The organism is Nostoc commune NIES-4072, assembly GCF_003113895.1.
Classification (GTDB): Bacteria; Cyanobacteriota; Cyanobacteriia; order Cyanobacteriales; family Nostocaceae; genus Nostoc; species Nostoc commune.
This window is the reverse complement of the sequence record NZ_BDUD01000001.1, coordinates 6,990,504-7,006,008: the sequence shown is the minus strand read 5'-3', so window position 1 is coordinate 7,006,008 and position 15,505 is coordinate 6,990,504. Positions and strand designations below refer to the sequence as shown.

Sequence of the window (15,505 nt, the reverse complement as noted above, 5' to 3'; positions counted from 1 at the left end):
ATCTATTAACAAATTCGTGGTAATTGGTCGCCTACTAACATATCAACAATTCTTTCAGCACCAAAAGCTGTTTTTAATAATACTATACCTGGAGGTGAAGAAATAACTTCGCCGATAATACAAGCATCTTTTCCTACTGGGTGTAATTTCATAGCTGATAAAACGTTTTCAGCATTCTTTTTTGGAACCACCACAATTAACTTACCTTCATTAGCTAAATACAACGGGTCTAAACCGAGAATTTCGCAAACTCCGTTGACTTCTTCCCGCACCGGGATAAATTCTTCGTATAGACGGATTCCTACATTTGAACTGAGAGCAAATTCATTTAGTACTGTGGCTAAACCACCGCGTGTAGCATCTCGCATAGCATGAATTTGAGGACATGTATGGAGAATAGTTTCTACTAAACTATGCAACGGCTGACAGTCACTTTCAATATTAGTGTCTAAAGCTAATTCCCCACGGGCAATTAAAATTGCTGTACCATGATTGCCTATTTCACCATTAATTATTATTGCATCTCCGGGTTTAATATTCTGGGCGGAAATGTTAACTCCTCGCGGGATGATACCAATACCAGCAGTGTTAATAAAGAGTTTATCGGCAGCACCACGATGTACAACTTTTGTGTCACCAGTAACAATTTGAATACCCGCTTTTTCTGCGGCTGTTTTCATACTGGCTGCAACACGGCGTAAGGTTTCTACAGGTAATCCTTCTTCTAAAATTACGCTACAAGTTAAATATAGAGGTTTTGCACCGCTTACAGCTAAATCATTAACTGTACCGTTTATAGCTAATTCTCCTATATCACTACCAGGGAAAAATAACGGGTCTACAACATAAGAATCTGTTGTAAATGCGAGTCTGTCTCCTTGTTGGAGGAGAGGGGTTAGGTTGAAGCTGGCTTGGTCTTCTAGTTGTGAGAGAATGGGGTTATCAAAATTGCTGATAAAGATTTCGTCTATTAAATCACGCATGGCTTTACCACCGCTACCATGTGCGAGAGTTATATGAGTGTCTTGCAGTTTTGCTTGGCGACGGCGGACTTGTTCTATTTTTTGGAATAGGGGATTTTGTATTGGGTTTGTGGGGGAAATGTTCATATTAAAAATTTTTTTAACGCAAAGGAACGCAGAGGGAAGCGCAGAGGTACGCGGAGTATTATAAGTCTGAGGAGAAGCCGCAAGCGGGGAGAGGTTCTTGAGTTATTTTTGGTTTTTGGGTGATTGTTCTTTTGGCAATGGTGGAGAGTCGCCCATATTTGTAATAGGCTGCACAAGCGCCTTCGGAAGATACCATGCAAGTGCCGATTGGTGTTTCTGGTGTGCAAGCTGTACCGAATACTTTACACTCCCAAGGTTTTAAGACTCCTTTGAGAATTTCTCCACATTTACAAGCTTTATGGTCGGCTACTTTGAGGTTAGGAATGGTAAATTTAAGTTCGGCATCAAATTGGGCATATTCAGGTTTAATTTTTAATCCTGAATAAGGAATATCACCTAAGCCGCGCCAATCAAAACTATCTCGGATGGCAAAAACTTTATTTATGGCTTGCAGGGCTACTGTGTTTCCGCTTTTTTGGACAATTCGGTTATATTGATTTTCGACTTCGCAACGATTTTCTACTAGCTGTTGCAATAGCATCCAAATTGATTGGAGAATATCTAAGGGTTCAAATCCTGAGATGACTATTGGCTTATTATATTGTTGAGAAATAAATTGATATGGGTCACTGCCAATTACCATGCTGACATGACCAGGGCCAACAAATCCATCTAGTTGTAAATCGGGATTATCTAGCAGTGCTTTGAGGGCGGGAATCACGAGAACGTGATTGGAAAACATACTAAAGTTATGAATTTCTTCGGCTGCTGCTTGCAAAATGGTGAAGGCGGTGCTGGGGGCTGTGGTTTCAAAGCCTAATGCGAAGAAGATTACTTCTTTATCGGGGTTATCTTTGGCAATTTGCAGGCTATCTAAGGGAGAGTACACCATACGGATGTCTGCACCTTGCGCCCTAGCTTGCAGTAAAGTGGTTTTGGAACCGGGAACTCGCATTGCATCGCCAAAGGTGGCAAAAATGACGTTATGATTTTGAGAGATTGCGATCGCATCATCTAATCTCCCTTTTGGCATAACGCATACTGGACAACCAGGCCCATGAATTAGTTCGATGGTTTGGGGTAATATTTCTTCGATACCATATTTAAAAATGGAATGGGTATGTCCGCCACATACTTCCATGATTTTGATGGGTTTTTCTAGCTGGTTGCATAATTTGGCGATTTCGCGGCGTAAGGCTTCAGCTTTTTCCGGTTCGCGGAATTCGTCAACATATTTCATAAGGATTGGGGAATAGTTAATTTTGCTTTTGTGGTGGGGAGTTTTTTACGAACCGCCAAGACGCCAAGAACGCCAAGGAAGAAAGAGATGAGTTTTAAACCCTTTCTTTACGTGAGACAAGAAAAGTCTATTATTTAATACTATTTCTTTGTGAAGCTGCGCTAAATCTCTTAATTTCTTATTTCTTCTCTTCGAGACGCTTCGCGAAGGCGTTCTTGGCGCTCTTGGCGGTTCGTTCTTTATTTTTTACACTATAGGCACATCTTCATACAGAATTGGTACAAGTATTAATTCCTGCTTGTGCTGCTGCTAATTCTTGGAATAGTTGTAATGTTTCTGCTGCTTCTTGTTCGTTAATTCGATTCATGGCAAAGCCAACATGTACTAGCACCCAATCACCAATACAAGCTTCGGGGGGATGTTGTTCATCTACAATGCAGGCAATATTTACTTCGCGCTTCACACCACCAATGTTAACTAGGGCTAGTTTATGGTTAGCGTTGGTAATTTCTACAATTTGTCCGGGGATTCCTAAGCACATTTTTTTATTTTGAAGATAAACTAACCGCAGAGGCGCAAAGAACACAGAGAGAATTATTTCTGAGTTTTTTCAAATATCAATACTTGTGTATTAATTGTGCTGCTCCAATAACTGCTTGTCCTAAAGATAAGCCGCCGTCGTTAGCTGGAACTAAGCTATGAGTGAGTACTTTTATTCCCAATTTTTCTAATTGTTTGGTAACTTGCTGTAACAATATACAATTTTGGAATACTCCTCCTGTTAGGGCTACCTGAGAAATCAGATTTTCTCGAGAAAGATGTTTAACCATTTGCACAATTGCTTTAGCTAAACCTTTGTGAAATTTGGCAGCCATAACTGGTTGGGGAATCTGCTGCTGTAAGTCATGGAGTAAGGCTTGCCACATTGGACGCAGGTCTATACAGTAAATACTATCTGAAATGCTAAAACTAAAAGGGTATATTAGCGTTTCTTCATCATTATTTAAGCTGCTAACATCTACTATAGCTTCAAGTGCGATCGCAGCTTGTCCTTCATAGCTACATTCATCTCTATAAATACCGATAGCCGCCGCCACTGCATCGAACAATCGCCCCACGGAAGACGCTGGAGGAGAGTTAATTCTTTTATCAATAAGTTGATTGAGTAGTTTGAGTGGCTTGCTTTCCAGAAATTTTACGATTTCTAAATCAGCATACTGTTGTCGGCAGTCATCCCAAAGATTAGCAGCTATTAATTGTGCATAAGTATTACGCCAAGGCTGATAAATGGCTTGTTCACCACCAATCATTGCTACTGGTTTAAATGTTGCTAGTCGCTGAAATTTCCGATAATCTGCTAAAATAAATTCTCCGCCCCAGAGTGTACCATCATCACCATAACCTAAACCATCTAAAGCAATGCCCAATACTGGAGGCGCATCTAGAGGAATCCCATTTTCTACCATGCAAGCGGCAATATGCGCGTGATGATGTTGGATTTGATGAATTTTGATTTTATTTGTATCTGCGAGTTCTTTACCAAGTTTGCTTGATAGATATTCAGGGTGTTTATCAATGGCAATTACTTCTGGTTTATGTTCAAATAAATTTAAGTATAAATTCAAAGTTTCTTGATAAGCATTAAAAGCCGCAGCATTTTCTAAATCTCCCAGATGTTGAGAGAGAATTGCTTCTCCTTCACGCAATAAGCAAAAGGTATTTTTTAACTCACTACCCATTGCTAAAATTTGCGGTACATTCTTAAATCCTGATGGTAAACTAATTGCTGCTGGTGCATATCCTCTAGCACGGCGAATTATTTGAGCTTTATCGCCGATAACACGCACAACAGAATCATCTACCCGATTAATAATATCTCGATTGTGAAAGAGAAAATAATCGACGATTGTCCCTAATTTTTCTCTTACTTCGTCATTATCAATACATTGTGGTTCATCGGCAAGATTGCCACTTGTTAAAACGATTGGGCGATTCATCCGCCGCAAAATTAAATGATGTAGGGGCGTATAAGGTAGCATGAAACCAAGGGTATTTTGCCCGGATACTATCGATGGGGCTACTACTTTTTTACCTGTTGCTTGTAATAAAACAATTGGTGCAGCAGAACTTGTCAATAATTCTTTTTCTTTGATGTTAACACTACAATATTGTTCAATTACTTCAATATCCCGCGCCATTAAAGCAAAGGGTTTATGATAGCGCCTTTTACGCTGACGCAGTTTTTGTACAACAGTTTCCTGTGTTGCATCGCAAGCCAGATGAATACCACCTAAGCCCTTAATTGCGACAATCTCACCCTTTTGCAATAAGGTACAAACGGCATCAACATCATCCAGCATAGAAAACATGGAAGCAGTAACCGATTTACCATCAGCGCGTTCTAACCAAGCTGAAGGGCCACAAACATGACAAGCTACAGGTTGGGCGTGAAAACGCCGATTTTCGACATCGTGGTATTCCTTTGAACATTCGGGACATATAGCAAACGCAGACATACTGGTATTGCTTCTGTCATAAGGAATCGCACGAATAATACTCAGGCGTGGGCCGCAATTAGTGCAGTTGGTAAAGGGATAGCGATAAAAGCGGCTAAAGGGGTCGAATATTTCTTGTTGACATTGCAAACAAGTGGCTGCGTCAGGGGTAATTTCTGTTTTAATAGCATTACTAACACTAGTAGAAATCACAAAATTATCAAATTTAAATTCACTTTGATAAATAATTCTTGTTAGTTGATTAATTTTTGCCAACGGTGGACACTCTGTTTGCAATCTGGCAACAAATTCTGTTATTGCTTCCTCACTACCAGATACCCTAATTAATACACCTTGACCATCATTACAAACATCTCCATGCAAACCGCAAGCTTTAGCCAGACGATATACTGTAGGGCGAAATCCTACTCCTTGAACAGTACCGCGAACTCTAATTTCTTCAGCCGCCATATAAATCTGACTTTCAAAAATTATGAATTATTAAACTGCCACAACAAAATTCGGTTATTTCCAGAATCAGCTATGACTGCTGTATTGCCATAAATTTTTATCCCGTAACACCAATTTAAGCTGTCTCGTTTTGGCAATCCGAAATTACGATTTTCACCTTTACTTTGAAAATTTATTTGTCCTGCTAACCCATCTGCTGCCGCACCTTGCAGTGATAAAATTGATTCTGGTTTCTTCCATCCTAACAAACGAGAATTAGCGGTATCTGCAACTACTAACCAATCGTCAGCCACTCCTACACCATAAGGCATACTCAAACTACTAGCACTTGGCAAATAAACTCCTTGATTCATTTCCACAAAATCAAAGCTTTTTTGTCCTAAAACTACTGCACAAGGAGCATTATTTTCTGTGGGTATTCCTTGCCAAATCATTACCCGGTGATTACCTGCATCGCTGACAACTAGATTTTTTCCCCAAAAAGCGATATCGTGACACCAACGCATACTCGCTGCGGTTGGAGAAGCACCGCCGTTTTCATTGCGAGATATCATATCTGGTTGTCCCAAAACTACATCAGCAGGTTGACCATTTTCTGTTGGTAATTGATGCCAAATTAATACTCTTCGATTACCAGTGTCAGCAATAAATAGCCGTCCTTGATGATAGAAAACACCATAGGGCCAGTGCATTGTACTAGCAGATGCTACTTGATTTCCTTGATTTGGTTCATTATTGGTAAAATTAACTTGCCCTAACACCAAATCTGCCGGAACATTGTTATCTTCTGGTAAATTCTTCCAAATCAAAACCCGATGATTCCAAGCATCTGCTACAGCTAATCCTTCGCCGCAAGCACAAATCCCTGTTGGTACACTTAAGGTTGCCCTTCCTGGTATATTTTTAGCATTTTGTCCTTCATGATAAAAATCAAGTTGTCCAATTACCCAATCAGCCGGTTGACTATCTCTAGTGGGTAAATTCTGCCATCCTAATAATCGATGATGTCCTGTATCTGATACCCATAATGGGCCAGTTTCTGATAATAAACAAGCAGCACGAGGCCCAAACATTGTTGTGGCATTGGGTGCTACAGGTATAACTAATTGCTCTGGTTCAATAATGTTACCTAAAATTACCTCCGCACCTTGAGGTGATAGAGGTAAATATTGAGGATTTTCTGTTGCTTCTAGCGGTAATTGTGATATGGAATTAATTATGTTTGGGATATCCATGAACCGCAGATAGAGGCTGATAATTATTTAAAAACATTAATGTTGATTAGCATGTAACAACAGTAACGGTTTTGCATTATGCTTTTTTCAAATTCAGTTAAAACCTCTAATCAACTTCTGTATTAATCAAGCTTAAAAATCAAGATAGCTTTTAGTAACTTTTGCTACATAGCAAATTTTTGGCATGAGTGCGTGATTTACTGAAATGAGAAAGCAAACTGGGGTTTGAATAAGTCAAATGATCTTTTGAGAAAGTAATATGCCTTTTTACTTTCTCAAAACACTAAAATCAATACCTGAATTACACAAATGAGAATGAATTTAGAGATATTGAGAAAGCATTCGGGCATTTTGCTTGTACAAAACACTAAGATGAATGCGCGAACTACTGAAATGAAAAAGCAAATTAGCGGTGATTGACTAATTGCCAAGTATATTTGCTGACATCTTATCTTTGCATCATCATTTTTGTAGTTTCACAAAAACTTTATCGTCTTTAACCTTGACTGGATACGACTGAAGCGAAACATCAGGAACGGTTAAGCATTTACCTGTCTCTAATTTGTACTGGAATCCGTGGGCAGGACAGGTAATAATACCATTTTCAACTTTACCTTTTTCTAAGGGAGATCCTAGATGGGTACAAGCATTACGGTAAGATTTAACTGTAATGCCTTGACGATGTAAAATTAGTGAAGTACCAGCAAGTTGTACTGCTAATACACTAAATTCCGGAACTTGATCAATAGTCGCTACTTTGATCCAGGTAGAAGTTATTTTTGAAGAGAATGGGCTGATTAAACCAGAATTTACGTTGTTAACAGTAAAGTTGTTAGCAACTGCAACTACTTTGGTAATTTCTGGACAATGGTTTTTGATTGCCTGTTCTACTCCTTGAGATAAAGTTAAAGTAGAAGCTGGACAACTGCTGCAAGTTCCGATTAATCTGACTTCTACTGTATCTGGCGGCTTAATTGCCACTATTTCTACATCCCCATTATGGCTTTTTAAACCTGGGCGAACTTCTTCAAGGGCTGTCTGAATACGTTGTGAAAGTAGAGGTTTCGGTGGTTTGACTAGTTCGTGATACAGTAAGACTGCATACACTAATTCATCTGCAACAGCATGGCGCAAAGCTGGCATTGATTCTTGTTTAAGGCTTTTAATCAAGTTAGTCAATGCAGCTTTATGCAAAGCCTCAATTGCTCTTTTTAGACCTACTGCTACACACCTTTGGCTTTCATCCCACTCGGATATAATCGCCTCAAAGCGGTTAATTTCCTGAACTAATTCTTCAAGGTTTGTCATTGGTCATTAGTCATTGGTCATTGGTCATTAGTCATTAGTTGTTTATCAATGACTAATCACTTCATTTTGAAGTCCTTGAGGAGAAATGGCATAATTATACCCGTCACCAAGCTAGATAATATTATTGGTAAGTAAAAGGGAATTGGGGCTTGTGCGAGTAACACTAATAGTAAGAAACCTATAGCAATACCAATAGTAGTTTGTTTAACAAAATACACTGGGTCACGTAGTAGCTTTCCTTTAAAAAATAACTTGGCTGAAAACCACCCTATTTCTAACATGTTGTCTCCTAATAATTTGTCAATAAATTTAAGGCAGCAAGCCCTAAGAAGATGGCGGGAATTACACCCGCAGGGGCAAATAATGCACCAAGCATGGCTGAAAACTGATAGCCTATATCTTTACCAGCTAACAGCATTCCGCCAATTGCACCGCCGACCATAGACAAGGCTGCGGCGATGATTAACCACACAAATTCTGTTGCTATGTTCAAGTCACCATCTGCTAAACTTGTGAGAAAATTTATCACGTTTGAGTAGGTAAAAATATCTCTCATGCTGTTTTGTCCTGATTGTTAGGAATTAGGGGAGTGGGGAGATGAGGGAGAAAGAATAACTAACCTACTCCCTATTCCCTATTTCTGCTTCTACATCTTGTAGTGCTTGGGCTACTACCTCTGCTTGGGCAATTTGTTGGTATTTCGTAAATATTTCTAAAGCGTCTTGATAGTAGATACGCGCTTGCAAAAGATTTTGAGGATTACCAGCTTCTGGTTTTTCCTGGTCGTCTGCTAAGTTAAATAGGGCGTTGGCTTTGTTGGAAATTGTGTTAGCGTACTCTAGAGGTGTATCTTTGGCGTTACGCACTTTTAGCGCTTCGTCATAAGCTGCGATCGCTCTTAAATTATTCTCTACAGGATGGGAACTCACTAAATATTGCAAAGCGTTACCTAAATTATTTTGCAACATCGCATATTCTCTAGGATGGTCAATCAGATTAATATGCTTTAGTGCTACCTCAAATGATTGCACAGCTAACCCTTGACGCAAGTATTCCCGTTCTGATGCTAGGGGCATAGAAAGGTAAGCGATCGCAATATTGTTATACAAAATGGCGTATTCTTGAGGATAATCTTCCCAAGTAAACACCCGCAAAGCCTCATGATAAGCTTGGATGCTGTCTGTTATCCGCGCCAAATTAAACGGCACTAGCGACTGCAACACCAGACCAAAATTCATCTGCGTCTCTGCCACTTCCTCTGGCGCAGCTAATTGTTGTAAAATCGGTAATGCCTCTTCATAACCGACTTTAGCTTGCATCAACAGTTGGTAATCAGCATCCGGTATTGCCTGTAATGTCCCCGCCATCCCTACTTGGGCCCTGGCTTTTAATAGGGGATACTCCTCACCACACATTTCATAGGCCCGGTAATATAACCCAACTGCATTTCGCAAGTCTTGGGCAGCTTTGGGCTTTTTTTGAAAACCCTGTGCTATCTCAATCAGCATCTGGATTTTTTCTTCTGCTGAGGCTGACTCTGAAGCAACAGCTGCTACCGCAGCCTTCACTGCTGAATCTGTAATGCTGGGGGTCATAACTCTGCCGTACTCTAGCCAATTGGGAATTGAATCTGTCAACGCCCACGAATGATTGAGATACGTAAACGCATCTAATCACGGGCCATACTGATTTACGCAGGCTTCGAGTCCTTTAGGCGGAATTCCCCTTTTTTATTTGAGCTAGGATTAAAGACTAGAAACTAGGGAAAATACTAAATACCCTATAGCCAATGTCTTATGCCATGCTCAATACAATACTATAAAACACCCTATTTCTAAAATTCTAGGGGGAAATTGCTAATATTAATGTCAGTTTTAAACACCTAATTTTTTTTAAATACTTTTTGTATCATCGTGTTATACAATTTCAATCTTTTTTATTGAATTGTTGACATAGAGGAATCCGGTTTGATTTGTGAAAATACATGTAGGATGTGTTAGCGACAGCGTAACGCATCAAACCCACGATCATAGTGCGTTACGAACTCCGTTCTAACACACTCTACAATACTTAATTTTGTTCAAAAATTAAATAGTAATTTTATATATATTTAGTGTAATCAAAATAGTTGCCACGCGATCGCCGAAGTGTAAAATATATTCATCAACTGTAAAACAAGCTACCTTTGAAAACAGACAGTATCTTCTATCGGATCTTTCAAAGTATCCCCAGCACCTTTTTTGAACTGATTAATTAACCACCGCAACTAGCTAGTGCTTACCAATTTTCTTCAGTAGAAGTTAAACAACTGGCGTTTAGAATCGATGGTGTCTTTCTCCCAAATACGCCAGAATTACCGATTTATTTTGCTGAAGTGCAATTTCAACCAGACAAAAAATTCTACTCACGTTTATTTACCGAAATCTTTAACTATCTCGACAAAACCGAATTAACTAACAATTGGCGTGGTGTTGTCATCTTCCCCAACCGCAGCGTTGATACTGGAGATACTGAAAGATATACAGAATTACTCAACTCTCAACGAGTAACTCGCGTCTATCTCGACGAATTAAGCTCAATTGAGACATCATCAATCGGTATGGAGGCAGTTAAACTGATTATCGAACCCGAATCAACGGCGACAACAAAAGCTGTAGAGATAGTAAACATTGCCCGACAGCAAATTCCAGATGTCACTACTATTAGGGAAATTATACAATTAATAGAGACGATATTAATCTACAAGTTACCGCGATTGAGCCAGGAGGAGATAGGAAAAATGTTTGGATTAAATGAGTTAAAGCAAACTAGATTTTACCAAGATGTTTTTGCAGAAGGTAGGCAAGAAGGGAAACAAGAAGGTATACAAGAAGGTAGACAGGAAGGTAAGTTAGAAGCGATACCCCAGCTATTAGGGTTGGGTTTAAGTATTGAACAGATAGCTCAAGCGTTAGGTTTGGATGAACAAGTTGTTAGGCAAGCTGCACAATCAAAATCCTAAAACAGCAGGAGATAAAAAATGTTTGGCTCAAATGAGTTAAAGCAAAGTAGATTTTACCAAGATGTTTTTGCAGAAGGTAAACAAGAAGGGATAAAAGAAGGTAAGTTAGAAGTGATACCCCAGTTATTAGGATTGGGGTTGAATATTGAGCAGATAGCTCAAGCGTTAGGTTTGGACGAACAAGTTGTTAGGTAAGCTGCACAACCAAAATCCTAAAACAACTGATATATAGTTGACGGGGCGCAAAGTTTTGTGCCCTTATTTTTGGCTCATTTATTATATGAAAATCTAATGGCTTAAAATACTCGCCACCTCAGACAATTAATAGTTGATAGTAATTATTATTAATATCAAAGAGCTTTAACCGTGATAAATTAAGCACGTTGAGTTTGTTAAGGTCAAGGCTTAAAAACAAAAGGTAGTTTTTATTTATACATTTTGCATTTATTAAATGTGTTACATATATAACAGACATAGCCATTGAAAATAATCTTGAGAGTATTTAATTTATTGTTAATGATTAATTCTTTTTTAATGAAAGTAAATTAGATAAAAAATATCTTAGTATTGAAAAATAAATATTGATAAACAGGTGAGACTTTGCAAGCATTATCACCTACATCATGCATGGTAAACAATACAAAAATACCTAGCCGATGACTAACGTACTATGGCTACAAGGTGGTGCTTGTTCCGGCAACACCATGTCATTTCTCAACGCTGAAGAACCGACAGTCTGTGATTTAATTGCCGACTTTGGTATCAAGGTACTTTGGCATCCTTCCTTGGGGTTAGAACTAGGCAACGACTTACAAACACTGCTGCGGGATTGCATTTCTGGCAAAATTCCTTTAGATATCTTGGTATTTGAAGGCAGTGTAGTTAATGCGCCCAACGGCACAGGCGAATGGAATCGCTTTGCCGATCGCGCCATGAAAGATTGGTTATTAGACCTCGCTAAAGTCGCTCAATTTATCGTCGCCGTAGGAGATTGTGCCACATGGGGAGGAATTCCCGCCATGTCACCCAATCCTAGCGAATCGGAAGGTTTACAATTTCTCAAACGTCAAGAAGGCGGTTTTTTAGGTAAAGACTTTGTGTCGCAAGCTGGATTACCTGTAATTAATATACCTGGATGTCCCGCTCATCCCGACTGGATTACGCAGATATTAGTTGCGATCGCTACTGGACGCATAGCAGACATTGCTTTCGATGAACTAAATCGTCCCCAAACTTTCTTCAACACCTACACCCAAACAGGTTGTACCCGCAATGTTCACTTTGCCTACAAAGCATCAACCGCCGAATTTGGTCAGCGCAAAGGCTGCCTATTTTATGACTTGGGTTGTCGCGGCCCCATGACTCATTCTTCCTGCAACCGCATCTTATGGAACCGCGTCTCATCCAAAACTCGCGCCGGAATGCCTTGCTTAGGTTGCACAGAACCAGAATTTCCCTTCTTTGATCTCAAACCAGGAACCGTATTCAAAACCCAAACAGTAATGGGAGTTCCTAAAGAATTACCGCCAGGGGTGAACAAAAAAGACTACGCCTTACTCACAATGGTCGCCAAAGACGCAGCACCACCTTGGGCAGAAGAAGACTTTTTTACTGTTTAGTCATTGGTCATTAGTCATTAGTCATTGGTCATTAGTCATTGGTCATTGGTCATTAGTCTTTTGTGAAAAACCAATGACTAATAGATATCTCCAGAAATTAGGTTTTTACCTACAGAGGATAAGAGTTTAAGATTATTTTTCGGAAATGATTGATGACAAAATACCAATGACAAACAACAAATGACAAATGACAAACAACAAATGACAAATGACAAATGACAAATGACAAATGACAAATAACAAAGGACAAATGACAAATGACAATTCAATCATTAGACATTTCGCCCGTTGGTAGAGTTGAAGGCGATTTAGATGTCCGAGTCGATATTGAACATGGAAGAGTAGTCAACGCCTGGACACACGCGGAACTATTTCGCGGATTTGAGGTTATCCTACGCGGTAAAGATCCGCAAGCCGGATTAATTGTCACACCTCGCATTTGCGGAATTTGCGGCGGTTCTCACCTAACTTCTGCATCTTGGGCATTAGATACAGCTTGGGAAACAGAAGTTCCCCGCAATGCGATTTTGGCGAGAAATCTTGGTCAAATTGTTGAAACAATTCAAAGCATCCCTCGCTATTTTTATGGTTTGTTTGCCATTGACTTAACCAATAGAAAATACCGCAATAGTCGCTTTTATGAAGAAGCTACCAGACGCTTTGCTGCTTTCACTGGCAAATCTTACGAACTCGGCATAACAATTTCCGCTAAACCTGTAGAAATTTATGCACTATTGGGCGGACAATGGCCCCACAGCAGTTATATGGAAATAAATTGGGGAATTGCTTATATAGTAAGGATTTGCCAGGATATGTGTAATGATTCCCTGGTTTTTCCTTAAATTAGGCGATAAATCCACTGTCAGCTACACCATAAGCAAAGATAGCAAGCAGTAAATCCATTAATTTTTCTCTGTTAAAAGTTATTTGCTTTTCTCAGGTATTACCTAATTTTTCCCTAACCATAGATTAGCGATGTCTAGCGACAAGCCGCTCCGCGTCTACGCAGTTAAGAAAGTCCAAGGCAAGTAGTTAAGTATAATTATTTTCTTCCTTTTGAAGTATAAATCTGGGTTTTCCTCAATATAAATACGCAAATAGTCATATCAGGGTTTAAATAATTATAATTTGGTCTAAGTATAGAAGTATTGATTTCTTTGTTTAAAAATTGAGCGATCGCTTTTCTCAAAGATGTTTAATGGTGAAATTATTGAGTTTTTAGCAGAAATACATGATACGATCAGACGAATTGGCAAAAATGCACTCGCCACTTATGAATTACAGAAACTATATCACAATTGAAGCGAATAAACGCGGTGGTAAGCCTTGTGTGCGTGGCTTGCGAATTACAGTTTATGAGGTGCTTGAATACCTAGCTTCCGATATGACCGAAGCAGAAATTCTTGATGATTTTCCCGACCTAACGCGAGAAGATTTAAAAGCTTGTATTGCTTATGCGGCTGACCGTGAACGTCGGCTTATGATTTCTCCATTATCAGCATGAAATTACTGTTTGATGAAAACGTAATAAGGTGTGTTACATTGCATTAACGCACCCTACAATATCAGCTATCGCACTACGTCATAAAAATTCCTGAAAGAGGTTATCGAACGGTTCTGTATTTTTCCAGCGATAGGTGTTGAAGTCTCGATAATCAACCGATAAAATTTGGCCATGACCTAATTCTTCTGCAAGGATCACGAGAGAGGAATCGGCTAAATCCATCGGTAAGTCTTTATATTTTTCCATCAGTTCTTCAATACGCTGGCAATGATGTTGTTTCAGATCAAAGATTTGTAGCTTTCCTGTAGAAATTTTATGAATAAAGATTTTTGGAGCATCTACTCCTACTCTTTTTTGTAATAGATAGCACGTTTCCGTAACGACACACCAGGTTGTAATAAATTGCTGATTAGCTAAATCTTGAAATCGTTTTTTGGCGGATATATGAACTGCATCTCTTTTATTGGCAAGAGCTAACCAAAAGCCTGTATCAACTATGATCATATTTTTGGTTAAGTTCACGGTCTAAGTAGTTTTTATAGTTTTTTGAGAGGTCTGTTTCAGCTTCTATGCAACCGATAAAGTCTGACCAGTCTTGCAAGGAATTTTCTGAAGATTCCTGTTGATTCAGAAGGTAGCGTTTTTTCAGGAATTCTACGAGTTGAACTATGATTTGTTGTGCATCGGGAGGAAGAGACTCAATATCTTGTTGAATTGTATCTAAGTTCATAATCTCATCTTGCTGTTTCCCTGATTATAGTTTAGCAAAAAATGTTCTTACCCAACCAATATGACAATACAATAAATAATTTTAAAATAATTTAATTTTACCCCTACTAGCTCCCTATGCCTAATTATAGAAGACCTAATGTTTCTGGAGGTACATATTTCATCACACAAATCACTTATCAAAGAGAATCTTGGCTCTGTACTGAATATAGGCAGAAAATCTCTCCGAGAAGCAATAGAAAAAGTAAAGGAAAAATATCCTTTTTGTATTGATGCTTTATTTAGGTTTAGAGGTTGTTTGAAAAGTCTTTTGCTGTGATTTTAAGCACGTTTAGATCCCCCCTAGCCCCCCTTAAAAAGGGGGGAACTGGAATCAAAGTCCCCCAATTTATCGGGGGATTTAGGGGGATCTAGAACTTTTGGATACCGACAAGAGGACTTTTCAAACATCCTCTTAAATAATTATAGGGCTTTTTAAGAATAGAAGTATTGAGTGAATAACCCACCTTGCCTAATGACTCATCACTTGACCCGATACGAATAGTACGCGTGGCATAATGCATTTCTTACTTCAAATTTATGTTCTTATAGTTACTATTACTTATGCTGGTTTGTCAAGCTGGTATTCAAAAAAGGTGGGTTGTCATAAGTTTCGCCACAGTTTTGCTACCCATTTACTGCAAAATGGCTATGATATCCGTACTGTTTAGAAATTAGGACACAACGATGTCAAAACCACCATGATTAATACCCACGTTCTTAACCGTGATGGTAAAGCTGTTTGCAGTCCTCTG

Annotated in this window: 15 protein-coding genes and 2 pseudogenes; 6 read left to right on the top strand and 11 right to left on the bottom strand. The window is 39.0% G+C overall.

Going from position 1 to position 15,505, the window contains the following annotated elements; genetic code table 11:
* Positions 1 to 5: 5 nt before the first annotated feature.
* From hypE to CDC33_RS31470, 9 genes are all read right to left on the bottom strand, one after another.
* The gene (gene hypE, locus CDC33_RS31510; RefSeq protein WP_109012266.1) at positions 6 to 1,109 is read right to left on the bottom strand and encodes a hydrogenase expression/formation protein HypE; all 1,104 of its coding nucleotides are present in this window, start codon (positions 1,107 to 1,109) and stop codon (positions 6 to 8) included.
* Positions 1,110 to 1,167: 58 nt separating this feature from the next.
* Complete coding sequence (gene hypD, locus CDC33_RS31505) at positions 1,168 to 2,349, bottom strand: hydrogenase formation protein HypD (protein WP_109012265.1); 1,182 nt, start codon at positions 2,347 to 2,349, stop codon at positions 1,168 to 1,170.
* A 265-nt stretch (positions 2,350 to 2,614) separates the two neighbouring features.
* Positions 2,615 to 2,890, bottom strand: a complete 276-nt coding sequence (locus CDC33_RS31500; RefSeq protein ID WP_109012264.1) for a HypC/HybG/HupF family hydrogenase formation chaperone — start codon at positions 2,888 to 2,890, stop codon at positions 2,615 to 2,617.
* A gap of 76 nt (positions 2,891 to 2,966) precedes the next feature.
* Positions 2,967 to 5,315 (bottom strand): carbamoyltransferase HypF, encoded by a 2,349-nt coding sequence (gene hypF / locus CDC33_RS31495; protein ID WP_109012263.1) that lies wholly within the window; start codon positions 5,313 to 5,315, stop codon positions 2,967 to 2,969.
* A 20-nt stretch (positions 5,316 to 5,335) separates the two neighbouring features.
* Positions 5,336 to 6,550, bottom strand: coding sequence for an NHL repeat-containing protein (locus tag CDC33_RS31490; RefSeq protein ID WP_181374193.1), 1,215 nt, complete (start codon positions 6,548 to 6,550; stop codon positions 5,336 to 5,338).
* Positions 6,551 to 7,012: 462 nt separating this feature from the next.
* Positions 7,013 to 7,858, bottom strand: a complete 846-nt coding sequence (locus tag CDC33_RS31485; protein ID WP_109012262.1) for a NifU family protein — start codon at positions 7,856 to 7,858, stop codon at positions 7,013 to 7,015.
* A gap of 56 nt (positions 7,859 to 7,914) precedes the next feature.
* A complete protein-coding gene (locus CDC33_RS40745; protein ID WP_109012261.1) occupies positions 7,915 to 8,139 on the bottom strand; it encodes a hypothetical protein in 225 nt (74 codons plus the stop codon).
* Between the two features lie 8 nt (positions 8,140 to 8,147).
* Positions 8,148 to 8,414 carry an asr0689 family protein gene (locus tag CDC33_RS31475; RefSeq protein WP_109012260.1) on the bottom strand — a complete coding sequence of 89 codons (267 nt, stop codon included), beginning with the start codon at positions 8,412 to 8,414 and terminating at the stop codon, positions 8,148 to 8,150.
* A gap of 64 nt (positions 8,415 to 8,478) precedes the next feature.
* Complete coding sequence (locus tag CDC33_RS31470; RefSeq protein WP_109012259.1) at positions 8,479 to 9,453, bottom strand: hypothetical protein; 975 nt, start codon at positions 9,451 to 9,453, stop codon at positions 8,479 to 8,481.
* A gap of 590 nt (positions 9,454 to 10,043) precedes the next feature.
* On the opposite strand from CDC33_RS31470, the pseudogene CDC33_RS31465 reads away from it, so the two are divergent.
* The 5 genes and pseudogenes from CDC33_RS31465 (at position 10,044) to CDC33_RS31450 (ending at position 13,982) form a co-directional block, all read left to right on the top strand.
* A pseudogene (locus CDC33_RS31465) lies at positions 10,044 to 10,859 on the top strand (Rpn family recombination-promoting nuclease/putative transposase).
* An 18-nt stretch (positions 10,860 to 10,877) separates the two neighbouring features.
* Positions 10,878 to 11,054 (top strand): hypothetical protein, encoded by a 177-nt coding sequence (locus CDC33_RS39325; protein ID WP_181374192.1) that lies wholly within the window; start codon positions 10,878 to 10,880, stop codon positions 11,052 to 11,054.
* Positions 11,055 to 11,515: 461 nt separating this feature from the next.
* On the top strand, positions 11,516 to 12,478 hold the full coding sequence (locus CDC33_RS31460) for a hydrogenase small subunit (protein ID WP_109012258.1): 963 nt from the start codon (positions 11,516 to 11,518) through the stop codon (positions 12,476 to 12,478).
* 257 nt (positions 12,479 to 12,735) lie between these two features.
* Positions 12,736 to 13,245, top strand: a pseudogene (locus CDC33_RS31455) (nickel-dependent hydrogenase large subunit); the annotation flags it as partial.
* Positions 13,246 to 13,751: 506 nt separating this feature from the next.
* Positions 13,752 to 13,982 carry a DUF433 domain-containing protein gene (locus tag CDC33_RS31450; RefSeq protein ID WP_109012256.1) on the top strand — a complete coding sequence of 77 codons (231 nt, stop codon included), beginning with the start codon at positions 13,752 to 13,754 and terminating at the stop codon, positions 13,980 to 13,982.
* Positions 13,983 to 14,060: 78 nt separating this feature from the next.
* Here CDC33_RS31450 and CDC33_RS31445 read toward each other — a convergent pair whose 3' ends face one another.
* Together CDC33_RS31445 and CDC33_RS31440 are read right to left on the bottom strand one after the other, a co-directional pair.
* A complete protein-coding gene (locus CDC33_RS31445; protein ID WP_109012255.1) occupies positions 14,061 to 14,486 on the bottom strand; it encodes a type II toxin-antitoxin system VapC family toxin in 426 nt (141 codons plus the stop codon).
* Positions 14,473 to 14,712: a hypothetical protein gene (locus CDC33_RS31440; protein ID WP_109012254.1), complete on the bottom strand. Its 240-nt coding sequence runs from the start codon at positions 14,710 to 14,712 to the stop codon at positions 14,473 to 14,475. The genes CDC33_RS31445 and CDC33_RS31440 overlap by 14 nt, the downstream gene beginning before the upstream one ends.
* A 556-nt stretch (positions 14,713 to 15,268) precedes the next feature.
* Here CDC33_RS31440 and CDC33_RS42030 point away from each other — a divergent pair.
* Complete coding sequence (locus CDC33_RS42030) at positions 15,269 to 15,421, top strand: tyrosine-type recombinase/integrase (protein WP_146195876.1); 153 nt, start codon at positions 15,269 to 15,271, stop codon at positions 15,419 to 15,421.
* Positions 15,422 to 15,505 lie beyond the last annotated feature (84 nt).